Origin of the sequence: Bordetella parapertussis (assembly GCF_020735925.1) — a bacterium.
Classification (GTDB): Bacteria; Pseudomonadota; Gammaproteobacteria; order Burkholderiales; family Burkholderiaceae_B; genus Bordetella; species Bordetella pertussis.
Window position 1 is genome coordinate 3,780,160 of record NZ_CP085971.1, and the last position, 20,289, is coordinate 3,800,448.

General features: G+C 69.5%; 23 protein-coding genes. 12 read left to right on the plus strand and 11 right to left on the minus strand.

Features of this window, described 5'->3' with window-relative positions:
- Nucleotides 1-2: 2 nt before the first annotated feature.
- The 3 genes from accB to LK409_RS17815 form a co-directional block, all read right to left on the minus strand.
- Nucleotides 3-452, minus strand: a complete 450-nt coding sequence (gene accB / locus LK409_RS17805) for an acetyl-CoA carboxylase biotin carboxyl carrier protein (RefSeq protein WP_010929308.1) — start codon at nt 450-452, stop codon at nt 3-5.
- Nucleotides 453-541: 89 nt separating this feature from the next.
- Nucleotides 542-976, minus strand: coding sequence for a type II 3-dehydroquinate dehydratase (gene aroQ / locus LK409_RS17810; RefSeq protein ID WP_003814953.1), 435 nt, complete (start codon nt 974-976; stop codon nt 542-544).
- A gap of 78 nt (nt 977-1,054) precedes the next feature.
- Nucleotides 1,055-1,603: a TlpA family protein disulfide reductase gene (locus LK409_RS17815; protein ID WP_003814954.1), complete on the minus strand. Its 549-nt coding sequence runs from the start codon at nt 1,601-1,603 to the stop codon at nt 1,055-1,057.
- Nucleotides 1,604-1,685: 82 nt separating this feature from the next.
- Between LK409_RS17815 and mpl the strand changes: the two genes are divergently transcribed.
- The 8 genes from mpl to LK409_RS17855 all read left to right on the plus strand — a co-directional run bounded on the left by mpl (nt 1,686) and on the right by LK409_RS17855 (nt 10,266).
- The gene (gene mpl, locus LK409_RS17820; protein ID WP_003814955.1) at nt 1,686-3,056 is read left to right on the plus strand and encodes a UDP-N-acetylmuramate:L-alanyl-gamma-D-glutamyl-meso-diaminopimelate ligase; all 1,371 of its coding nucleotides are present in this window, start codon (nt 1,686-1,688) and stop codon (nt 3,054-3,056) included.
- A 10-nt stretch (nt 3,057-3,066) separates the two neighbouring features.
- The gene (locus tag LK409_RS17825) at nt 3,067-3,660 is read left to right on the plus strand and encodes a YqiA/YcfP family alpha/beta fold hydrolase (RefSeq protein WP_003814956.1); all 594 of its coding nucleotides are present in this window, start codon (nt 3,067-3,069) and stop codon (nt 3,658-3,660) included.
- Between the two features lie 71 nt (nt 3,661-3,731).
- Nucleotides 3,732-5,615: a ribonuclease catalytic domain-containing protein gene (locus tag LK409_RS17830; protein ID WP_010929309.1), complete on the plus strand. Its 1,884-nt coding sequence runs from the start codon at nt 3,732-3,734 to the stop codon at nt 5,613-5,615.
- A gap of 37 nt (nt 5,616-5,652) precedes the next feature.
- A complete protein-coding gene (locus LK409_RS17835) occupies nt 5,653-6,552 on the plus strand; it encodes a TonB family protein (protein WP_004567783.1) in 900 nt (299 codons plus the stop codon).
- On the plus strand, nt 6,549-7,412 hold the full coding sequence (gene aroE, locus LK409_RS17840; RefSeq protein WP_010929310.1) for a shikimate dehydrogenase: 864 nt from the start codon (nt 6,549-6,551) through the stop codon (nt 7,410-7,412). The genes LK409_RS17835 and aroE overlap by 4 nt, the downstream gene beginning before the upstream one ends.
- Nucleotides 7,413-7,432: 20 nt before the next feature.
- A complete protein-coding gene (gene mtgA / locus LK409_RS17845) occupies nt 7,433-8,161 on the plus strand; it encodes a monofunctional biosynthetic peptidoglycan transglycosylase (protein WP_003814960.1) in 729 nt (242 codons plus the stop codon).
- Nucleotides 8,162-8,257: 96 nt separating this feature from the next.
- Nucleotides 8,258-9,436: an LPS export ABC transporter permease LptG gene (lptG, locus tag LK409_RS17850; protein WP_041937300.1), complete on the plus strand. Its 1,179-nt coding sequence runs from the start codon at nt 8,258-8,260 to the stop codon at nt 9,434-9,436.
- A complete protein-coding gene (locus tag LK409_RS17855; RefSeq protein ID WP_003814962.1) occupies nt 9,433-10,266 on the plus strand; it encodes a symmetrical bis(5'-nucleosyl)-tetraphosphatase in 834 nt (277 codons plus the stop codon). Before lptG ends, LK409_RS17855 begins: the two co-directional genes overlap by 4 nt.
- 36 nt (nt 10,267-10,302) lie before the next feature.
- On the opposite strand, the gene LK409_RS17860 is transcribed toward LK409_RS17855, so the two are convergent.
- From LK409_RS17860 to LK409_RS17885, 6 genes are all read right to left on the minus strand, one after another.
- Nucleotides 10,303-11,043 carry a lysophospholipid acyltransferase family protein gene (locus LK409_RS17860; protein WP_010929312.1) on the minus strand — a complete coding sequence of 247 codons (741 nt, stop codon included), beginning with the start codon at nt 11,041-11,043 and terminating at the stop codon, nt 10,303-10,305.
- Nucleotides 11,040-12,338 carry a dihydroorotase gene (locus tag LK409_RS17865; protein WP_003814964.1) on the minus strand — a complete coding sequence of 433 codons (1,299 nt, stop codon included), beginning with the start codon at nt 12,336-12,338 and terminating at the stop codon, nt 11,040-11,042. The genes LK409_RS17860 and LK409_RS17865 overlap by 4 nt, the downstream gene beginning before the upstream one ends.
- The gene (locus LK409_RS17870) at nt 12,335-13,288 is read right to left on the minus strand and encodes an aspartate carbamoyltransferase catalytic subunit (protein WP_010929313.1); all 954 of its coding nucleotides are present in this window, start codon (nt 13,286-13,288) and stop codon (nt 12,335-12,337) included. The genes LK409_RS17865 and LK409_RS17870 overlap by 4 nt, the downstream gene beginning before the upstream one ends.
- A 13-nt stretch (nt 13,289-13,301) precedes the next feature.
- On the minus strand, nt 13,302-13,703 hold the full coding sequence (gene ruvX / locus LK409_RS17875) for a Holliday junction resolvase RuvX (protein WP_003814967.1): 402 nt from the start codon (nt 13,701-13,703) through the stop codon (nt 13,302-13,304).
- Nucleotides 13,696-14,301 (minus strand): YqgE/AlgH family protein, encoded by a 606-nt coding sequence (locus tag LK409_RS17880; protein ID WP_010927118.1) that lies wholly within the window; start codon nt 14,299-14,301, stop codon nt 13,696-13,698. The genes ruvX and LK409_RS17880 overlap by 8 nt, the downstream gene beginning before the upstream one ends.
- An 87-nt stretch (nt 14,302-14,388) precedes the next feature.
- The gene (locus LK409_RS17885) at nt 14,389-14,553 is read right to left on the minus strand and encodes a rubredoxin (protein WP_003814980.1); all 165 of its coding nucleotides are present in this window, start codon (nt 14,551-14,553) and stop codon (nt 14,389-14,391) included.
- A gap of 116 nt (nt 14,554-14,669) precedes the next feature.
- On the opposite strand from LK409_RS17885, the gene LK409_RS17890 reads away from it, so the two are divergent.
- The 4 genes from LK409_RS17890 to LK409_RS17905 all read left to right on the plus strand — a co-directional run bounded on the left by LK409_RS17890 (nt 14,670) and on the right by LK409_RS17905 (nt 19,334).
- Nucleotides 14,670-15,518, plus strand: coding sequence for a hydroxymethylpyrimidine/phosphomethylpyrimidine kinase (locus LK409_RS17890; protein WP_003814982.1), 849 nt, complete (start codon nt 14,670-14,672; stop codon nt 15,516-15,518).
- Nucleotides 15,515-16,168 carry a thiamine phosphate synthase gene (gene thiE, locus LK409_RS17895; protein ID WP_003814984.1) on the plus strand — a complete coding sequence of 218 codons (654 nt, stop codon included), beginning with the start codon at nt 15,515-15,517 and terminating at the stop codon, nt 16,166-16,168. The genes LK409_RS17890 and thiE overlap by 4 nt, the downstream gene beginning before the upstream one ends.
- A gap of 16 nt (nt 16,169-16,184) precedes the next feature.
- Nucleotides 16,185-17,468: a glutamate-1-semialdehyde 2,1-aminomutase gene (hemL, locus tag LK409_RS17900; protein ID WP_010929314.1), complete on the plus strand. Its 1,284-nt coding sequence runs from the start codon at nt 16,185-16,187 to the stop codon at nt 17,466-17,468.
- A 240-nt stretch (nt 17,469-17,708) separates the two neighbouring features.
- Nucleotides 17,709-19,334, plus strand: a complete 1,626-nt coding sequence (locus LK409_RS17905; protein ID WP_010929315.1) for a DUF342 domain-containing protein — start codon at nt 17,709-17,711, stop codon at nt 19,332-19,334.
- Nucleotides 19,335-19,427: 93 nt separating this feature from the next.
- On the opposite strand, the gene LK409_RS17910 is transcribed toward LK409_RS17905, so the two are convergent.
- Nucleotides 19,428-19,829 carry a RidA family protein gene (locus tag LK409_RS17910; protein ID WP_003814990.1) on the minus strand — a complete coding sequence of 134 codons (402 nt, stop codon included), beginning with the start codon at nt 19,827-19,829 and terminating at the stop codon, nt 19,428-19,430.
- Nucleotides 19,830-19,853: 24 nt separating this feature from the next.
- Nucleotides 19,854-20,288: an acyl-CoA thioesterase gene (locus LK409_RS17915; protein ID WP_003814993.1), complete on the minus strand. Its 435-nt coding sequence runs from the start codon at nt 20,286-20,288 to the stop codon at nt 19,854-19,856.
- Between the last annotated feature and the right edge of the window lies 1 nt (nt 20,289).

The window sequence follows — 20,289 nt, forward strand, 5'->3', positions numbered from 1 at the left end:
TATCAGCCAATAATGAACAGCGGCTGGCCGTACTCGACCGGCTCACCGTTCTCGACCAGGATTTCTTTGATCACGCCAGCCTTGTCGGCTTCGATCTCGTTGAGCAGCTTCATCGCCTCGATGATGCACAGCGGGTCGCCTTCCTTGACCGACTGCCCGACATCGACGAAAGGCGCGGCGCCGGGATTGGGCGCGCGGTAGAAGGTGCCGACCATGGGCGCCTTGACCACATGGCCCTGCGGCGCCGCGGGCGCCGCCTCGGCGGCGGGCGCGGCAGCCGCCGCAGGAGCGGCGGCCGGGGCGACGGCCTCGGGCATGTGATAGGCAACCGGCCGCAGGGCTTGCGAGAACTTGACGATGCGAACCTTGCCTTCGCCTTCGGTGATTTCAAGCTCGGCGATACCCGATTCAGCCACGAGGTCGATCAGGGTTTTGAGTTTTCGGAGGTCCATAGAAGCTGCTTCCCGATTGTGTTTTGGCCGCGCCCGTACTTCCGGGCCGCGTCAGATTGCTGTAGATGTGAGAGATGCCGGGGCGAGGATCAGTGGCGCGCCGCGTAGCGCAGCGCCGCCTCGTAGCCATCGGCGCCCAGGCCGGTAATCAGGCCTATCGCCAGATCGGACAGATAAGAATGCTGCCGGAATGAATCGCGCTTATACAGGTTGGACAAATGTACTTCAATAAACGGTATGGCCACCGCCGCCAGCGCATCGCGGATCGCGACACTGGTGTGCGTGTAGGCGGCCGCGTTGATGATGATGAAATCGGTACCGTCGGCCGCCGCTGCCTGGATGCGCTCGACCAGCGCACCTTCGTGATTGCTTTGCCACGAGGTCAGCGCCACGCCGAGCTGGCCGGCCAGCGCCGCCAAGCCCTGGTCGATCTGCGCCAGCGTCAGGCTGCCGTAGATATGAGGCTCCCGGGTGCCGAGCAGATTCAGGTTGGGACCATGCAAAACAAGAATGCGTTGCGCCATGGAGCTTGCCAAACTGTTGGCAATACGAGCGATAAACCGCCTTTTTAACGCCAAAACGGCCTATTTGTCCAACCGAATTCAAGCTGACAGGCCGGCCACGCTGCGATCCAGGTCATCGTAGACAATCTGGCCCAGAATTTTGCGCTTCATGCTGCCATCTGCCGACAAAAGCAGCGTAAAAGGCAGACCGCCACTAGGGTTGCCCAGGCTGCGCAGGGTATCGATGGCGCCCGCACCCATTACCAGCAAGGGATAGGACACGGGGATTTTCTCGACGAATTTGCGCATATTGTCGGCAGTATCGACGCCGATACCCACAAACCGTACCTGCGGATATTTTTTCTGCAGGGCGTCCAGTTCGGGCATTTCCTTGACGCAGGGTGCGCACCAGGTAGCCCAGAAATTGACCACCAGGGGCTGGCCGCCCCAGTCGGCCAGCTTGCGCGGCGTGCCCTGCAGATCGGGCAGGGCGAGCTGGCGCAGCTGCGCCAGCGGGTCGCCGGCGCCTTCGGCCGGCGCAGCCGCCGACGGCGCCGGGCGCGCGTTGCGGCGCTCGGCCAGGAAATACCCGCCGGAGGCGGCGGCTGCCGCGGCCACGCCAGCGTACAGAAAAAGACGACGATTCATGGCGCGATCATAACAATGCGCGCGCGCCGGGGATACCGGCGCGCCCCGCGCCAGCCTCTACAATGCCGCACAGGAGAACACCATGCACCTGCATATTCTTGGTATTTGCGGCACTTTCATGGGTGGCCTGGCGCTGATCGCGCGCTCGGCCGGCCACAAGGTCACCGGCTGCGACGCCGGCGTCTACCCCCCGATGAGCACCCAGCTGGCCGAGCAGGGCATCGAGCTGATCGAAGGCTTCGGCGCCGACCAGCTGGCGCTGGCCCCCGACCTGTTCGTGATCGGCAACGTGGTCAGCCGCGGCAACCCGCTGATGGAAGCCATCCTGGACAGCGGCGCCCGCTATATATCCGGCCCGCAATGGCTGGGCGAGCACATCCTGCCCGGCGCGCACGTGCTGGCCGTGGCCGGCACCCACGGCAAGACCACTACCAGCTCCATGCTGGCCTGGATCCTGCAATGCGCGCAACGCCAGCCCAACTTCCTGATCGGCGGCGTCGCGCCCGACCTGCAGGTGTCGGCGCGCTACGCGCCTGGCGCCCGCCCCTTCGTGATCGAGGCCGACGAGTACGACACGGCCTTTTTCGACAAGCGCTCGAAGTTCGTGCACTACCGGCCGCGCACCGCCATCCTGAACAACCTGGAATACGATCACGCCGACATCTTCCCCGATCTGGCCGCCATCGAGACCCAGTTCCATCACCTGGTGCGCACGGTGCCGTCCAACGGCCAGCTGGTGCTGCCGACCGACGCGCCGGCGCTCGAACGCGTGCTCGAGCGCGGCTGCTGGACCCCGGTGGCGCGTTTCGGCCCCGGCGGCCAATGGCAGGCCGGCCCCGCCGATGAGCAAGGCGCCTTCGAAGTCAGCGTGGACGGCCGCGATGCCGGCACGGTGCGCTGGACGCTGGGCGGCGAGCACAACCGCCGCAACGCCCTGGCGGCGCTGGCGGCGGCCCGGCACGCGGGCGTGGCGCCGGCCGAAGGCATCGAGGCGCTGTCGCGCTTTGGCGGCGTCAAGCGCCGCATGGAACTGCGCGGCACGGTCAACGGCATACGCGTCTACGACGATTTCGCGCACCATCCCACCGCCATCGCCACCACCATCGAGGGGCTGCGCCGGCAGGTAGGCGCGGCCCGCATCCTGGCCGTGCTCGAGCCGCGCTCGAACACCATGAAGCTGGGCACGATGGCGGCGCGCCTGCCCGAGGCGCTGGCCGGCGCCGACCTGGTGTTCTGCTTCGGCGATCACGCCGGCAAGCACGCGCTGGGCTGGGACCCGGCCCGGGTGCTGGCGCCGCTGGGCGAACGCGCCGCCGGCTACGACGACCTGCCGGCGCTGGTGCGCGCAGTCGCGGCGGCGGCCCGGCCGGGCGACCATGTGCTGGTCATGAGCAATGGCGGCTTCGGCGGCGTGCACGGCAAGCTGCTCGACGCCCTGGCCCAACCCCGCTGAAGGCGCCGCGATGCCCATCCTGTACCTGCACGGTTTCCGTTCTTCGCCCGACTCGTTCAAGGCGCGCCTGCTGGCGCAGGCCATGCACCAACGCGGCCTGGCCGGCCAATGGCAATGCCCGCAACTGCCGGCCAGCCCGCGGCAGGCCGCCGAGCTGGCGCTGGCGCTGGCCCGGGAGCAACTGGCCGGGCAGCAGGATCCCCGCCGGCTGACAGTGATCGGCTCGTCGCTGGGCGGCTATTACGCCACCTGGCTGGCCGAACGGCTGGGCTGCCAGGCCGTGCTGCTGAACCCGGCGGTGCAGGCGGCGCGCGATCTGGCCACCCAGGTCGGCGAACATCGCATGTATCATTCCGACGCGCCGTTCCACTTCCTGCCCGAGTATGTCGAGGAACTGCGCGCCCTGTACGCGGACCCGCTCACCCATCCCGAACGCTACTTCCTGGTGGCGGCCACGGGCGACGAGGTGCTGGACTGGCGGGAGATGCGCGATCGCTACCCCGGCTGCCGCCAGCGTATCGTGCAGGGCGGCGACCACGGCCTGTCGGACTTCCCGCGCTGGATGCCCGAGGTCCTTGAATTTGCCCTGGGTTCGCCCCACTGATTATTAATATACGGATAGGCCGCAATGTGCCGGGGCGCTCCTGACGCCGCCGCGCCCGATGGATTCTCACTATGTACGTGTTTTACGACGACGACGGCGGCTTCAAGGCCGGCAATATCCTGTCCGAGACCGACGCCAGCCTGCAGGTTGAGTCGGAAACGGGCAAGCGCAGCAAGATCAAGCGCGCCAGCACCCTGTTCACCTTCGCGGCGCCGGAGCCGGCCGCGCTGATGGCCCAGGCGGCCACGCTGGCCGAGGACATCGACCTGCAGTTCCTCTGGGAGTGCGCGCCGCAGGAGGAATTCGACGCGCCCGCGCTGGCGGCCGAGTACTTCGGCCACGCCCCCGGCCCGGTCGAGCAGGCCGCCCTGCTGATGCGCCTGCACGGCGCGCCGGCCTATTTCCATCGCCGCGGCAAGGGCCGCTACCGCCCGGCCCCGCCCGACATCCTGGCCGCCGCCCTGGCCGCGCTGGAGAAAAAGCGCCTGCAGGCCGAACAGCAGCAGCAGTGGATCGACGAAATGGCCCAGGGCCGCCTGCCCGAGGCCATCGCCCTGGCGGCCGAATCGCTGCTGGTGCGTCCGGACAAGAATTCGATGCAGTGGAAGGCGTTCGACGCCGCCTGCACCCAGCTGCAGAAGACGCCCGAGCGCCTGCTGCTGGACCTGGGCGCCTGGCCGCATCCGCTGGCGCTGCACAAGCGGCGCTTCCTGGCCGTGAACTTCCCCAGGGGCGTGGGATTTCCGGCCATGGACGTGCCGTCGATCGAACGCGAACTGCCGCTGGCCGAGGGCGAGATCTACTCGGTCGACGACATCACCACCACCGAGATCGACGACGCGCTGTCGGTCAGCGCCCTGCCCGACGGCAAGATCCGCGTCGGCATCCACGTCGCCGCGCCCGGACTGGCCATTACGCGCGGCAGCGAACACGACAAGCTGGCGCGCACCCGCCTGTCCACGGTCTACATGCCGGGCGAGAAGATTCCGATGCAGCCCGACAATGTGATCCAGGCGTTTTCGCTGGACGCGGGCCGGCCGGTGCCGGCCGTGTCGCTGTATGTCACGGCCGACCCGCGCACCGGCGCGATCGAAGCCTCGGAAACCCGCCTGGAACGCATCGTGGTGCGCGAGAACCTGCGCCACAACGACCTGGACGCGCAGATTTCCGAAGCCGCGCTGGCCGATCCGGACGCCCCCCTGGCTTATGGCCACTGGCTGCGGCCGCTGTGGCAGCTGGCGCAGGCGCTGGGCGCGCAGCGCGAAGCCGTGCGCGGCAAGCCCGAAAACAATACGCGGGTCGAATACAGCTTCTACCTGGACGGCAGCCCGGACGACCCGGATACCCCGGTGCGGCTGGTGCCGCGCCAGCGCAACGCGCCGCTGGACCGTATGGTGGCCGAGTACATGATCCTGGCCAACAACATCTGGGGCGGCCTGCTGAACCAGCACGGCGTGCCGGGCATCTACCGCTCGCAGCAGGCCGGCCGGGTACGCATGAGCACGCAGGCGCTGCCGCACGAAGCGATCGGCGTGCCGCAATATGCCTGGAGCACCTCGCCGCTGCGCCGCTATGTCGACCTGGTCAACCAGTGGCAATTGATCGCGGCCGTCGAGCACGGCGTGTCGGCGCGCCTGGTGGCGCCCTTCAAGCCGCGCGACGCCGACCTCTATGCCATCATCGGCGCGTTCGACGCGCAGTATGCAGCCTGGGCTGATTTCCAGAACGCCATGGAGCGCTATTGGTGCATGCGCTGGCTCAAGCAGCAGGGAATCAGCCGCACGACCGCCCACGTGCTGCGCGAGGACCTGGTGCGCCTGGCCAACGCGCCGCTGGTCACGCGCGTGGGCGGCCTGCCCGAGCCGGAACGCGGCGCGGCGGTGCAGATCGACATCATGAATATGGACGAACTGGCGCTGGAGCTGGACTGCCGCTACCTGGGGCCGGCGGACTGAGATCACGCCGCGCGCCGGTTCGCCCTAAAATGCACGGGTGCGACGCTCCGCTTCCTCCTCTTCGATCCTGACGCGCTTCTGGCGCTGGCTGGGCGCCCCCGCCCAGCACTACCTGCTGGTCGGCACGGCCATCTCGCTGCTGGTGCACGCCGGCGCGCTGGCTTGGCGCTTCGCCGGGCCAGCGCCCGCGCGCCCCCAGGCCTCGACGCTGGAGATCGTGCTGGTCAACGCCCGCACCGACAGCGCGCCGGTCACGGCGCAGGTGCTCGCGCAAAGCCAGGTCGATGGCGGCGGCAACGCCGCGCGCGGGCTGGCCGCCACGCCGCTGCCGCAGACCGGCCGCAACGCCGAGACCATCGTGCTGGAAGCCATGCGCAAGCGCCAGGCGCAACTGGAGGCCGAGCAGGACCGGCTGCTGACGCAGCTGCAGTCGCAGGCCAGGACCGGCCAGGAGCGCCAGCCGGTGCACCCATGGCCGGACGCCTCCGAACCCGGGCTGGACCCGCGCGAACAACCCGGCGTGATCCAGAACGCCCAGATCGCCACGCTGGCCAGCCGGGTGCAAGCCTACAACGCCCAGCCGCGCAAGGAATTCGTGGCCCCGGCCGCCCAGGCCTCGCGCCATGCCGCCTACCTGGACGCCTGGCGCACCCGCATCGAAACCATCGGCACGCGCCATTACCCCGAAGACGCGCGCGGCCGCATCTACGGCTCGCTGCGCATCACCGTCACGGTGCGCGCCGACGGCAGCCTGGCCGATTTCGAGATCGACCAGCCCTCGCCGCACGCCGTGCTGAACCAGGCGGCGCGCCGCATCGTGCAGATGGCCGCGCCATTCCCGCCGTTCCCGCCCGAGATGGCGCGCGACACCGACGTGCTGGTCATCACGCGCACCTGGCATTTCGTCAACGACTCCCTGGAAACGACCGCCCCATGACCCTGCCGGCCTCTCCGCCCCGCTATGCCGTCATCGGCAATCCGATCGCGCACAGCCGCTCGCCGCAGATCCACGCCATGTTCTCGGCCCAGACCGGCCGCCCGCTGCGCTACGAGCGGCTGCTGGCGCCCGTGGACGGCTTCCTGCCCACCGTGCAGGCCTTCCGCGAGAGCGGCGGGCTGGGCCTGAACGTGACCGTGCCCTTCAAGCTGGAAGCCTACGCGCTGGCCGAGGCGCGCCTGTCCGAGCGGGCGCGGCTGGCCGGCGCCGTCAATACCTTGTCGTGGCGCGACGGCGCCTGGCACGGCTGCAATACCGACGGCGTCGGGCTGGTCAACGACCTGCTGCGCCTGGGCGTGGCGCTGGCCGGCGCGCGGGTGCTGCTGGTGGGCGCCGGCGGCGCCGCGCGCGGCGTACTGCAGCCGCTGGCCGCGGCCGGCTGCGCCCGCATCCATATCGTCAACCGTACCGCCGCGCGCGCCGCCGAGCTGGCGGCCGCCTGGCGCGCCGCGGCGCCGCGCACCGGCACGCAGGTCAGCGCCGGCGCCCTGGCCCAGGCCGCCGAACCCGGCGGCTGGGACGTGGCCATCAACGCCACGGCCAGCAGCCTGCAGGACGCGGCGCCGGACCTGCCCGGCGGCCTGTACGCGCCCGACGCCCTGGCCTACGACATGATGTACGGCGCGCGGCCCACCGCCTTCATGCGCCAGGCCGAGGCCGACGGCGCGGCGCGCTGCGCCGACGGCCTGGGCATGCTGGTCGGCCAGGCCGCCGAGAGCTTCCATATCTGGCACGGCGTGCGGCCCGACCCCGGGCCGGTGCTGCTGGCCCTGCGCACCGAACTGCTGGCCGCGGGCTAGCCGCAATCCGCCGCCCGCCCATGCCCAAGCCCACCGCGCGCCGCCTGAACTGGTTCCGGGTCATCACCGCCGTCATCATGGCGGTGCTGTGCATCGCCATCCTGTACCAATTGTGGATGTTCTCCCTGGTGGTCTGGTACGCCTACCGCGACCCGGGCAGCAGCGCCATCATGCGGCAGGAGCTGGCGCGCCTGCGCGAACGCGACCCCGAGGCCGAGCTGAAGTACCAGTGGGTGCCCTACGACCGCATCAGCAATACGCTCAAGCAGGCGGTCGTGGCGTCCGAGGACGCCAACTTCACCGAGCACGACGGCGTCGAGTGGGATGCCATCCGCAAGGCCTGGGAATACAACCAGCGGCAGGCCGAACGCGGCCGCACCAAGATGCGCGGCGGCTCGACCATCACCCAGCAACTGGCCAAGAACCTGTTCCTGTCCGGGTCGCGCAGCTACCTGCGCAAGGGCCAGGAACTGGTGCTTGCCTACATGATCGAGCATGTCATGCCCAAGGAGCGCATCCTGGAGCTGTACCTGAATGTCGCGGAATGGGGCGTGGGGGTGTTCGGCGCCGAGGCGGCGGCCCGGCATTATTACAATACCAGCGCGGCGCGGCTGGGCGCAGGCCAGGCGGCCAGGCTGGCTGCCATGCTGCCCAATCCCCGCTACTATGACCGCCACCGCAACACCGGTTACCTGAACTCGCGCACCGCCACGCTGACACGCCGCATGCGCATGGTCGAGATTCCCTGACCAGGAGTGCGGGCCCCGGTTACCCGGGGCTGCGCCAACCGCCGCGTTTTTGTTAACCTGTCACGTTTCCGCGCTTTATCTGCCGCATCACCCACCATGCGTACCGCACGCCGCTATCTGGCTCGTGAAATCTACCGCTCCTGTGCAGTGGTCCTGCTGGCCCTGCTGGGGCTGTTCACGTTTTTCGCGCTGGTCGACGACCTGGACAACGTGGGCGACAAGTTCAGCATGCTGGCGCTGTTCTACATGCAGGCGCTGGCCCTGCCCACCCGGCTGTACGATCTGCTGCCCATCGGCCTGCTGATCGGCGCGATCCTGGCGCTGGCCGGCCTGGCGCAGCGCAACGAGCTGGTCATCCTGCGCGTCTCGGGGGTCAGCGGCATGCGGCTGCTGGGCATGCTGTGGGTCATTACCATTCCGCTGATGATAGGCGCGACGCTGCTGTCCGAATTCGTCACGCCGGCGGCCGAGATCAAGAGCGGCGAGGCCGACCTGACGTTCCGCGGCAAGGCCGGCGGCGGGCGCCTCAACAGCGGCTACTGGTTCAAGGAACCCACCCCGCAGAACGGCACCCGCATCATCAATATCAAGACCCTGCTGGCCGACGGCCAGGTCAAGGACGTCACGCTGTACGAGTTCCGCTCCGACCTGGAAATGACCGCGCTGTGGACCGCGCCCAACGGCCGGTTCAGCCGCGGCGACCTGGTGCTCACCGACGTCAGCGAAACCCGCATCGACGAGCACGCCCCGTCGGCCCTGGCCGACGCCAAGCAGCCCAAGGAGCTGCCGGCGCGGGTCACCAAGGTGCCCGAACTCAAGCTGGACACGACGCTCAGCCCCGAGCGCCTGCTGGCGCGGGTGCTCACGCCCGAACGCATGTCGGCGCTGACCCTGGTCGACTACATCGAATACCTGCGCCACAACCAGCTGCAATACGACCGCCAGGTCGTGGCGCTGTGGCGCAAGCTGGTCTATCCGTTTACCCTGTTGGTAATGATCACCGTCGCGGCGCCCATCGGCTTCATGCAGACCCGCCGCGGCGGCGTGGGCGCCAAAGTCTTCATCGGCATCCTGCTGGGCGTGGGCTTCTTCATGCTGAACCAGCTCGCGCTGAACGTCGGCATGCTCAGCCGCTGGCCGCCCTGGATCACGGCGCTGGGACCGAACCTCGGCGCCCTGCTGCTGGCTTTCGGCGCGCTGTCGATGATGGAATACCGTCACGCCATGGCGCGTTGCATGCAACACCGCTGGCCTTGGAGAAAAGTTCCTGCATGAAAGGCAGTATCTGGACCATAGGCGACGTGCAGGGCTGCTGCGCGCCGCTCGCAGAATTGCTGGCGCACCCCGAGATCGCCGGCGATACCGACAGTCGTTTCTGGTTTGCCGGCGACCTGGTCAACCGCGGCCCGCAATCGCTGGCCGTGCTGCGGCGCATCATGGCCATGGGCGAGCGCTGCACGGCCGTGCTGGGCAATCACGACCTGCATTTGCTGGCGGCCTACGCGGGCGTGCGCAAACCCTCCAAGTCCGACACGCTGGACGAGGTGCTGCAGGCGCCCGATGCCGTCGACCTGATCGACTGGCTGCGGTTCCGGCCGCTGGCCCACTACGAAGCGGGCCACCTGATGGTGCACGCGGGCGTGCTGGCCAAATGGGACGTCGCCAAGACCCTGGCGCTGGCCGGCGAGGTCGAGCAGGCCTTGCGCGGCCCGAACTGGCGCAAGGCGCTGCAGAAGATGTACGGCAACGAGCCCGCCACCTGGAAGGACGACCACACGGGCGGCAAGCGCATGCGCGTCATCATCAATGCCCTGACCCGCATCCGCCTGTGCACCCCGTCCGGCCACATGGAGTTCGCCACCAAGGTGGCGCCGGGCGCCTGGCCGGCCGGCCTGGTGCCCTGGTTCGACGTGCCCAACCGCGCCACCCGCGACGTCACTGTCGTGTTCGGCCACTGGTCGACGCTGGGCCTGCTGATGCGCCCCGACGTCATCTGCCTGGATACCGGTTGCGTATGGGGCGGCGCGCTGAGCGCCCTGCGCCTGCATGACCGCAAACTCGTGCAGGTGAAATGCAAACGTTTTCAGGATCCCAACGGCGACTGAACGCCGCCGCGGGCGGCCACGCGCCGCCCGGGCCGGCTACAGCTCGCCGGCGATGGCGTTGCGCGCCATGTGCGAGAGCTCCAGCCGGGTCGGCTGATGCCCTTCGGCATGCTGCGTAGGCAGGGGCTCCAGGAACACCACCTCCACCGCCAGCCCGGTCGTCCCCAATACCCGCCACAGATTGGCCACCAGGGTTTCCTCGCCGACGAAAGCGGCAAAGCCGCTGCGCTGGCCGCGATGCATGAACCGCAGCGCCACCGGCTGGATATCCACGCCTTCGGCGCGCGCCGGCTCGAACAGGCTGGCATGGAACGGGCGGGTCGTGAAGCCTTCGGTCGTCGTGCCCTCGGGAAACAGGCCCACGGCATCGCCGCGGGCGAAGCAGTCATGGATCGACTGCCCCATGGCATGCACCGCGTGGCGCTGCGTCCGGTCGATGAACAAGGTACCCGCGCCGGCGGCAAGGTAGCCGATGACCGGCCAGGCGCGGATCTCGCTCTTGGCCACGAACGACGTCGCGCGCACCGAGTTGACCACGAAGATGTCGATCCACGAGACATGGTTGGCGACCCACAGCACGCCGCCTCGCAGGCGCGGCGCGCCGCGCACATGCACGGCAATGCCGCACAGCCGCATCAGGCACGCCGACCAGCACCGGTTCAGCCGGGCCCGCTGGTCCTGGCGCAGCCCCCGGTACACCAGGGTCACGCACAGCAGGCCGAACAGCACCCAGGGCACCACCAGGAACACGCGGAAAACGAAGCGCAGCAGTTTCAAGCAGGGGTCTCCCAGACCGTACGCCCCGCCACCAGGGTCGCCCGTACACGGCCGGGCAGCATCATACCCGCGAACGGCGTGTGCACGCTGCGGCTGCGCATGGCGGCCGGCGCGGCGGTCCAGTCGGCGTCCAGGTCGACCAGGCACAGGTCGGCCGGCGCGCCCGCCGCCAGTTCGCCGCAGGGCGGCAGCGCCGCCGTGGCGGCGCGCAGGATGGCCGCCGGCGCGCTGGTGACCAGGGCCAGCGCCCGCGCCAGGGGCACGCGTTCGCGCTGCGCCCATTTCAGCGTCAGCGACAACAGCAGCTCCAGGCCGCTGGCGCCCGCCTCGGCCTCGGCGAAGGGCAGCAGCTTGCCGGTATCGCCGACCGGCCTGTGGTCGGAGCAGATGGCATCGATGGTGCCATCCGCCAGCCCGGCGACGATCGCATCGCGGTCGCGCTGGCCGCGCAGCGGCGGGTCGAGGCGAAAGCGGCTGTCGAAAAAGCCGATGTCCACATCGGTCAGGTGGATCTGGTGGGCGGCCACGTCGCAGGTGAGCGGCAGGCCCTCGCGGCGCGCGGCGCGCACCAGCGCCACGCCGGCTGCGCTGGACAGGCGCATCAGGTGCACGCGCGCGCCGGTGGCGCGCTGCAGTTCGAAAATCGTGTGCAGCGCCAGCGTCTCGGCCTGCACCGGCACCTCGGCCAGGCCCAGCCGCGACGCATAGGCGCCGGCCGCGGCCACGCCGTCGCGGCCCATCCAGGGGTCCAGGGGCCGCAGCCACAATGCCAGCCCGAAGGTGCGCGCGTATTGCATGGCGCGCCACAGCACCCGGGTATCGGCCACCGGCAAGCCGGCCTGGGAAAAGGCCACGCAGCCGGCCTCGGCCAGGGCGGCCATCTCGCTGAGCCGTTCGCCGCGCAGGCCCTCGGTCAGGGCGCCCAGCGGGTGCAGCTGTGCCTGGCCGGCCTGGTGCGCGCGGTGGCGCAGCATTTCCACCCGGCCCGGCTCGTCCAGCGGCGGGTCGGTATCCGGCGGCACGACCAGCCGGGTCACGCCGCCGGCCAGCGCAGCCTGCATTTCGCAGGCCAGCGGCGCGAGCCCGGCGCCGTGCACGCGCGCCGACAGGTCCACCAGGCCCGGCAGCACGGCCAGCCCGCGCGCGTCGATGTGCTGCTGCGCCTGGAAGCCCGCCGGCGCCTGGCCGATGGCGGCGATGCGGCCGTCCGCCAGGTAAAGGTCGGCGCGGGCGTCGGCGCCGCTGGCGGGATCGATCAGCCGGCCGCCGGCGATGCGTACCGTGCGCACCGTCATGGCCGTACTCCCGCGACCAGGCTCATGGCGGCCATGCGCACCGCGATGCCGAATGTCACCTGGTCCAGTATCACGGCCTGGCCGCTGTCGGCCACCTCGGAGGCGATCTCGACGCCGCGGTTCATCGGCCCCGGGTGCATCACGATGGCGTCGGGCCGGGCCAGCGCCAGGCGGGCCTGCGTCAGGCCATAGTGCTTGAAGTATTCGTGCGCCGACGGCAGCAGCGCGCCGCGCATGCGTTCGTTCTGCAGGCGCAGCATGATGACGACGTCGGCGTCGCGCAGCCCTTCTTCCATGTCGGTACAGACGCGCACGCCCATCTGCGCCAGCCCCTCGGGCAGCAGCGTGGCCGGCGCCACCACGCGCACTTCGGGCACGCCCAGCGTGGTCAGGGCGTGGATGTCGGAGCGCGCCACGCGCGAATGCAGTACGTCGCCGACGATGGCCACCGTCAGCTGGTTGAAATCGCCCTTGTGGTGACGGATGGTGTACATGTCCAGCAAGGCCTGCGTGGGATGCGCATGGCGGCCGTCGCCGGCGTTGATGACATGGACATGGGGCGCCACGTGCTGCGCGATCAGGTACGGCGCGCCGCTGGCGCCGTGGCGCACCACGAACAGGCCGGCCTGCATGGCCGACAGGTTGGCGATGGTATCGAGCAGGGATTCGCCCTTGGACGTGGACGAGGCGGCGATGTTCAGGTTGACCACGTCGGCCGACAGGCGCTTGGCGGCGATCTCGAAGGTGGTGCGCGTGCGGGTGGAGTTCTCGAAGAACAGGTTGAACACGCTTTTGCCGTGCAGCAGGGGCAGCTTGGGGAATTCCTGTCCGGGCGCCGGCACGAAGGTGGCGGCCAGGTCGAGGATCTGCTCGATGATGCGGCGCGGCAGGCCTTCGGTGGACAGCAGGTGGATCAGCTCGCCGTGGCGATTGAGTTGGGGATTGAGCATGGGCAGCGGCAGGTCAGGGCTGCGGCAGGGTATCCAGGTAACGTTGCAATATGACGGCCGCGGCGACCGCGTCGTCGGCGGCATGCGTGCCCAGCAGTTGCTGGGCCTCCATGCTGGAGCCGCGCTCGTCGACCAGCTCGACCGCCAGGCCGAAGCGGCCGTGCAACTGGTTGGCGAAGCGGCGCGCCCGCGCGCTGGCGGGCTGCTCCTGTCCGTCCAGGGTCAGCGGCAGGCCCACCACGGCGCGCTGCGGCTGCCATTCCTGCAGCAGCTGGCCGATGCGGCCGAAGCGCGCCGCGCGCGTCTCCGAGAAAATGATTTCCAGCGGGCGCGCCTGGCGGGTCAGGGTATTGCCGATGGCAATGCCGATCTTCTTTTCGCCGAAGTCGAACGCCAGCAGGGTTTCCTCAGGCATGGCCGGCGCCGCCCGCCAGCATCACCGGGTCGACGCCCAGCAGCTTAAGCGCGGCCGGGTAGCGGTCTTCGGGCGCGACATCGAAAATGATGTGCGAGTCGGCGCCCACGCTCAGCCAGGAGTTCTGCGCCATTTCGCTTTCCAGCTGCCCGGCGCCCCAGCCGGCATAGCCCAGCGTCACCAGCATGCGGGCCGGGCCGTTGCCGTCGGCCACGGCCTGCAGCACATCGCGCGAGGTGGTCAGGGCCAGCTCGCCGAGGTTGATGCTGGAGGTGTAGTCGCCGGCCGGCGCGTGCAGCACGAAGCCGCGGTCGGTCTGCACCGGTCCGCCGAAGAACACCATTTCATCCTTGACCGGGCCGATTTCCAGCTTGAGATCGATGCGCTCGAACAGCGTTGCCAGGGTCAGGTCGGTCGGCCGGTTGATCACCAGGCCCAGCGCGCCGCGCCGGGTGTGCTCGCAGATGTAGATGACCGTGCCGGCCAGGCTTCCCTCGACCACGCCAGGCATGGCCAGCAGGAACTGGTTGGAGAAATCGGTCGACAGCTCGTCGTCGTCCGGGATGTCGTCGGCGTCTGGGCGATGTGAGTCGGTCATGGCAGCCCCCTTGGTAGCGGGTAGTCGGGACAGTCGCGGCAAGCCGGCGAAGGCGGCCGCGGGCGCGGCCATCACGGCCTGGCGTGCTCAGATTTCCATCAGTTCGAAATCTTCCTTGCGCGCTCCGCATTCCGGGCAGACCCAGTTCGGCGGAACGTCTTCCCAGCGGGTGCCGGGGGCAATTCCTTCATCGGGCAGGCCAGCCTCTTCGTCATAGACCCAGCCACAGATAAGACACATCCAAGTACGCATAGTTCTCTCTTGCACTGCTGTCGCTTGCTCCGACCTCCGGGGCAAGTCCGTCAAGCATCCATTAGAATGGGCACATCTTACCGAAACACAACCGGGAGCGTCTGAGCTAGCTCAAGATGCGGCCCGATTACCCCTTTTTCGCCGTCGTTCCTGTCTTGGACTCCGTTACGCCTCCCCTCGTTCTCATTATCGGCCCCGTGGATCCGTCCGGCGCCGATGGCCTGCCCGCCGACGCAGTCAGTTGCGCCCGGCTGGGCTGCCACGCCCTGGCCGCGGTCACCGCGCTGACCGTGCAGGACACGGCCGGCATCGAAGAAGTCCACCCGGTGGCCCCCGAATTGCTCGACGACCAGGCACGCTGCCTGCTGGAAGACATGTCGGTGCAGGCCATCAAGGTCGGCGCGCTGCTGTCGGCCGAGGCAGCCAGCGTGGCCGCGCAGATCGCCGCCGACTACAGCCACGTGCCGCTGGTGCTGCACCTGGGCCAGCGCACGCCGCTGCCGCAGGATGCCGCCGACCAGGACGACGCCGACGACCTGCTGGCCGCCACGCTGGAACTGGTGCTGCCGCAGACCGACCTGGTCGTGGTCGAGCACGTGCGCCTGGCGCAATGGCAGGCCGACGGCAGCATCGACACCAGCGGCGCGCCCTCGCCCGCCCACGCCTTGCTGGCGGGCGGCGCGCAATGGGCGCTGGTGCTGGGTTCGCCGGTGCGTCCCGGCCACCAGGTCAACATGCTGGTGGGGCCGGAGGGCCAGACCAGCACCTGGCCGTGGCAGGCCCCCCCCGACCGCAACGGCGACACGGGCGGCGTCGCCGCCATCGCGGCCGCCGCCATGCTGGCGCAGGGGATGGAAATGCCGCGCGCGGTGGAACAGGCCCTGGCGCATGCCGAACGCACCATCGCCGCCAGCTTCCTGCCCGGCATGGGCCGCCGCCTGCCCAACCGCGTGGCCCAGTCATGAAGACGCTGCGATTTCCCGCCGGGCTCTACGGCATCACCCCCGAATGGGACGATACCGACCGCCTGCTGGCGGCCGTGCGCGCCGCGGCGGCCGGCGGCATGACGGCGCTGCAATTGCGGCGCAAGCTGGCCGACGAACGCCTGCGCGCGGCGCAGGCGCGCGCCCTGGCGCCGCTGTGCCGCGAGCTGGGCGTGGTGTTCCTGGTCAACGATCACTGGAAACTGGCCCTGGATGTGGGCGCCGACGGCGCGCACCTGGGGCGCGACGACGCCGACCCGGCCACCGTGCGGGCGCAGGCCGGCGCCGGCCTGCTGCTGGGCGTGTCCTGTTACAACGACCTGCGGCGCGCGGACGCCCTGCTGGCCGCCGGAGCCGACTACGTCGCCTTCGGTACGGTGTTTGCCTCGCCCACCAAGCCCGAGGCCGTGCATGCGCCGCTGCAAACCCTGACCGAGGCCCGCGCCCGGGTGCTGGCCTGCCCCGCGCCGCGTCCGGCGGTCGTCGCCATCGGCGGCATCACGCCGGCCAACGTGTCGCAGGTGGCCCAGGCCGGCGCCGATTCGGCCGCGGTCATCAGCGGCCTGTTCGAGGCGCCCGACATTCAGGCGGCCGCGCGCGCATGCGCCGCGGCTTTCTCCGTCAACCCCTAACCCTGCCGTATCCGCCATGTCCACCAACGCCGAACTCTTCGATCGCGCCTGCCGCAGCATTCCCGGCGGCGTCAATTCGCCCGTGCGCGCCTTCCGCTCCGTAGGCGGGACCCCGCGCTTCATCCAGCGCGCGCAAGGCCCCTACGTCTGGGACGCCGAGGGCAAGCAGTACATCGACTATGTCGGTTCCTGGGGCCCGGCCATCCTGGGCCATGCCCATCCCGAAGTCGTGCGCGCCGTGCAGGAAGCGGCCGTCCACGGCCTGTCGTTCGGCGCGCCCACCGAAGCCGAGGTGGAGCTGGCCGAAATGCTGATCGCCCGCCTGCCGTCGCTGGAGCAGGTGCGCCTGGTCAGCTCGGGCACCGAAGCCACCATGACGGCCATCCGCCTGGCGCGCGGCGCCACCGGCCGCCACAAGATCATCAAGTTCGAGGGCTGCTACCACGGCCACTCCGACAGCCTGCTGGTCAAGGCCGGCTCGGGCCTGCTGACTTTCGGCAACCCCAGCTCGGCCGGCGTGCCGCCGGAATTCGTCGCGCACACCCTGCCCCTGGAATTCAACAACCTGGCCGCGGTCGACGCCGCGTTCAGCCAGCACGGCGCCGAGATCGCCTGCGTGATCGTCGAGCCGGTGGCCGGCAACATGAACCTGATCAAGCCGGCCGAAGGCTTCCTGGCCGGCCTGCGCGAACTGTGCACCCGCCACGGCGCGGTGCTGATCTTCGACGAGGTCATGACGGGTTTCCGCGTCGGACCGCAAGGCGTGCAGGGCCTGACCGGCGTGCGTCCGGACCTGACCACGCTGGCCAAGGTCATCGGCGGCGGCATGCCGGTGGGCGCCTTCGGCGGCCGCGCCGACCTGATGGCCCATATCACCCCGCTGGGCGGCGTCTACCAGGCCGGCACGCTGTCGGGCAACCCGGTGGCGGTGGCCGCCGGCCTGGCGACCATGCGCCTGATCGGCGAGCCCGGATTCTACGAGCGCCTGTCGGCCCAGACCGCGCGGCTGGCCCAGGGCCTGCAGGAGCGCGCGCGCGCAGCTGGCGTGCCGTTCTCGGCCGACGCCATCGGCGGCATGTTCGGCCTGTACTTCGGTGACCGCGTCCCCGCCTCGTTCGCCGAAGTGTCGGCCTGCGACACCGAGGCCTTCAAGCGCTTCTTCCATGCCATGCTGGAGCGCGGCATCCACTTCGCGCCGTCCGCCTTCGAGGCTGGTTTCGTCTCGGCCACGCACGACGACGCCGTCATCGACGCCACCCTGGAGGCGGCCGAACAGGTGTTCGCCACGCTGCGCGCCTGATCCCGCCGCGACGGGCAGGGCCCGGCCCATCGGATTGTTACGATCCGATGGGCTTCGCTTTTTTGTTTTGGATCAAAAAAATCAGTGACATAGCGCGAAATCCAGGGAAACCCCGGCTCGATTGATTTCACGATCTATGGCTTAATATAACTCGATATTTCCACATATTACCCACCTAATGACATCGCCGACCGGCCCTGCCCCGACGCGCGGCAGCGGGCCGGACCCGCAGGAACAGACATGACCATCGCAAATGCGCTCCAGCTCGAGCTGGACGAGGCGACGTGCGTCCTATCGGCCGCCTATGCCCCGACCGGCGAGAACGACACGCTGCCCACCTGGGACACGCTGGTGGCGGCCGTGCAGGCGCGCGGATGGCCGGCCACGGTGCTCGACCAGATCAGCGCCATCGTGTTCATCGAACAATGCCGCGATACGGCCGGCCCGGTCGAGGCCTGCATCGGCGAGGTGCGCAACGGCACATTCGAGCTGGAGGTGGCCGAAGACCGCATGAGCGCGCAACTGACCCTGCGTGCCCCCAAGGGCGGCCAGCCGGTCGGCGAATCCGACCTGCTGGCCGGCCTGCAGGCGCACGGCATCGTGCACGGCCTCATCCCCGAAGCGCTGCGCCAGGCCCTGGAGCGCGGCGCCTGCGAGGCCCTGGAGATCGCACGCGGCACCCTGCCCGAGGCGGGCGAGCCGGCGCGCTTCGAAAGCCTGCTGGACGCGCTGAAGACGCGCCTGAGCGAGGATGACGAGAACGCCATCATCGATTACCGCAACCTGGGCGACCTGACCCTGGTGTCGGCCGGCACGCCGCTGATGCGCCGTATCCCGGCGACCCCGGGCCAGCCGGGCACCGACGTGCTGGGCGGCCCGGTCGCGCCGCCGACCGTGGCCGACCCGCCCTTCGTCCCCAAGCTCAATGGCGTGGAGGTCGATCCGGAAGACCCCGGCCTGCTGCGCGCGGCCATCGCCGGCTCGCCCATGCTGGTGCAGCACGGCGCCACGGTCAATTCGCTGGTGGAAGTGCCCGCGGTGGACCTGAGCTCGGGCAACATCGACTTCGAGGGCACCCTGCGCGTCAAGGGCGACATCACCGCCGGCATGCACGTGCGGGTATCGGGCGATGTCGTGGTCAACGGCACGATCGAGGCGGCCCACGTCGAGGCCGGCGGCAACGTCACCGTCAACGGCGGCATCATCGGCAGCGCCGAAGGGGTCGCGGACAGCCGCGGCGGCAGCCGCATGGCCCGCATCGTCAGCGGCGGGTCGGTCAAGGCGCGCTTCATCGACAACGCGCAGGTGCGCGCCGAGAAGAACGTGGCGGCCGAACGCGAGATCCGCCAGAGCACGGTGACCGCCGGCGAAACCATCACCGTCGGCCCGCCGGGCTCGCAGCAGGGCGTGATCACCGGCGGCACGGCGCATGCGTACAAATCGGTGCACGCCGGAACGCTGGGCTCGATGGCCGGCATTCCCACCGTGGTGCGCGCCGGCCTGAACCCGCACGCCAACGCCAAGCGCGCCGCGCTGGAGACGCGCGCGCGCGAGCTGGAAGAGGAAAAGGCCAAGCTGGAAAAGCTGATCCTGTTCCTGCACAACAACCCGGCCAAGAACGTCAACAACATGAGCGAGCGCGCCCGCCAGACGCACGCCAAGATCAGCGCCGACCTGGTGGAGCTGCAGGCCGAGGACGCACGCCTGGCCAAGGAGCTGCAGCCCCTGGAGACCGCCATGATCGTGGCCTCGCGGCGCTTCTTCGGCGGCGTGACGCTGCACCTGGGCGTGAAGGTGACCGAATTCCTGGAGGACCAGGTCGGCGGCAAGGCCGTGCTGGAGCAGGGCGAGCTGGCGATCCGCTGACGGGCCGGGCAGTGGGGTGCCTGTCCCGGCGGGGACAGGCACCCTGGCCGCGGGTGTCGCTCCCCCTGCGGGACAGGCGCCCGGATCGCCGCGTCAGGGAATCACGGCGGTGACTTCGATTTCGACCTTGGCCCGGTCCTCGATCAGGTCGGCGACTTCGACCGCGGTCATGGCCGGGAAATGGCGGCCGATCAGCTCGCGATAGTGCTTGCCGATTTCCGGATAGGACGCCACGTACTCCGCCTTGTTCTTGACGTACCAAGTCATGCGCACGATGTGCTGCGGCCCGGCGCCGCCTTCGGCCATGATGGCCAGGACATTGACCAGGGTCTGGCGCACCTGCTCGGCGAAATCGTCGGTCTCGAACTGCTGTTGGCCGTTCCAGCCCACCTGCCCGCCGACGAACACCAGCTTGGAGCCGACCGCCATCTCGGTCAGCGTGCCGTTCGAATAGCCTCGCGGCGCGAGCCAGTCCGGCGGTTGCAGAATTTTCATGTCATGGATCCTCTTGTAAAAACGTTATGCGTCCCGCGCCTGCGGCGACAGGAACGCCTGCATGCGGGCGCGCAGGTCATCGGGTAGCGGCGTCGAGCGCATGCTGCGCAGGTCCACCGTGACGATGGTCAGGTCGGCCGACAGCCGCAGACGGTCGTCCGGCCCCAGAAACCGCACATCCGCGCGAAACGACGCTCCCCCGATGCGTCGCACGCTCAGCTCCTGCCGCAGGCGTTCGTGCCAGCGGCTGGGCGCGCTGAAGTCGCACTGCACCGACGCCAGCGGCGTACCGATATGGCGGTCCACGTGCAATGCATGAAACGGCAGGCCCATGCCCTTGTCGAACCACTCTTCGACAAAGTCATTGATCATCTCGAAATAGCGCGGGTAGAACACGATGCCGGCCGGGTCGCAATGCCGGAACCGCACCTCCACCTCGCTGACGAACGGCTCGGCCACC

What these genes read in the sequence shown, in the direction of transcription:
- LK409_RS17885 (WP_003814980.1), bottom strand. Translation starts at nt 14,553, where the DNA reads ATGCGTACTTGGATGTGTCTTATCTGTGGCTGGGTCTATGACGAAGAG.
- aroE (WP_010929310.1), top strand. Translation starts at nt 6,549, where the DNA reads ATGACCCTGCCGGCCTCTCCGCCCCGCTATGCCGTCATCGGCAATCCG.
- LK409_RS17905 (WP_010929315.1), top strand. Translation starts at nt 17,709, where the DNA reads ATGACCATCGCAAATGCGCTCCAGCTCGAGCTGGACGAGGCGACGTGC.
- LK409_RS17815 (WP_003814954.1), bottom strand. Translation starts at nt 1,603, where the DNA reads ATGAATCGTCGTCTTTTTCTGTACGCTGGCGTGGCCGCGGCAGCCGCC.
- mpl (WP_003814955.1), top strand. Translation starts at nt 1,686, where the DNA reads ATGCACCTGCATATTCTTGGTATTTGCGGCACTTTCATGGGTGGCCTG.
- LK409_RS17825 (WP_003814956.1), top strand. Translation starts at nt 3,067, where the DNA reads ATGCCCATCCTGTACCTGCACGGTTTCCGTTCTTCGCCCGACTCGTTC.
- LK409_RS17880 (WP_010927118.1), bottom strand. Translation starts at nt 14,301, where the DNA reads ATGACCGACTCACATCGCCCAGACGCCGACGACATCCCGGACGACGAC.
- hemL (WP_010929314.1), top strand. Translation starts at nt 16,185, where the DNA reads ATGTCCACCAACGCCGAACTCTTCGATCGCGCCTGCCGCAGCATTCCC.
- thiE (WP_003814984.1), top strand. Translation starts at nt 15,515, where the DNA reads ATGAAGACGCTGCGATTTCCCGCCGGGCTCTACGGCATCACCCCCGAA.
- LK409_RS17830 (WP_010929309.1), top strand. Translation starts at nt 3,732, where the DNA reads ATGTACGTGTTTTACGACGACGACGGCGGCTTCAAGGCCGGCAATATC.
- LK409_RS17910 (WP_003814990.1), bottom strand. Translation starts at nt 19,829, where the DNA reads ATGAAAATTCTGCAACCGCCGGACTGGCTCGCGCCGCGAGGCTATTCG.
- accB (WP_010929308.1), bottom strand. Translation starts at nt 452, where the DNA reads ATGGACCTCCGAAAACTCAAAACCCTGATCGACCTCGTGGCTGAATCG.
- mtgA (WP_003814960.1), top strand. Translation starts at nt 7,433, where the DNA reads ATGCCCAAGCCCACCGCGCGCCGCCTGAACTGGTTCCGGGTCATCACC.
- LK409_RS17865 (WP_003814964.1), bottom strand. Translation starts at nt 12,338, where the DNA reads ATGACGGTGCGCACGGTACGCATCGCCGGCGGCCGGCTGATCGATCCC.
- LK409_RS17870 (WP_010929313.1), bottom strand. Translation starts at nt 13,288, where the DNA reads ATGCTCAATCCCCAACTCAATCGCCACGGCGAGCTGATCCACCTGCTG.
- ruvX (WP_003814967.1), bottom strand. Translation starts at nt 13,703, where the DNA reads ATGCCTGAGGAAACCCTGCTGGCGTTCGACTTCGGCGAAAAGAAGATC.
- LK409_RS17855 (WP_003814962.1), top strand. Translation starts at nt 9,433, where the DNA reads ATGAAAGGCAGTATCTGGACCATAGGCGACGTGCAGGGCTGCTGCGCG.
- aroQ (WP_003814953.1), bottom strand. Translation starts at nt 976, where the DNA reads ATGGCGCAACGCATTCTTGTTTTGCATGGTCCCAACCTGAATCTGCTC.
- LK409_RS17890 (WP_003814982.1), top strand. Translation starts at nt 14,670, where the DNA reads ATGCGGCCCGATTACCCCTTTTTCGCCGTCGTTCCTGTCTTGGACTCC.
- lptG (WP_041937300.1), top strand. Translation starts at nt 8,258, where the DNA reads ATGCGTACCGCACGCCGCTATCTGGCTCGTGAAATCTACCGCTCCTGT.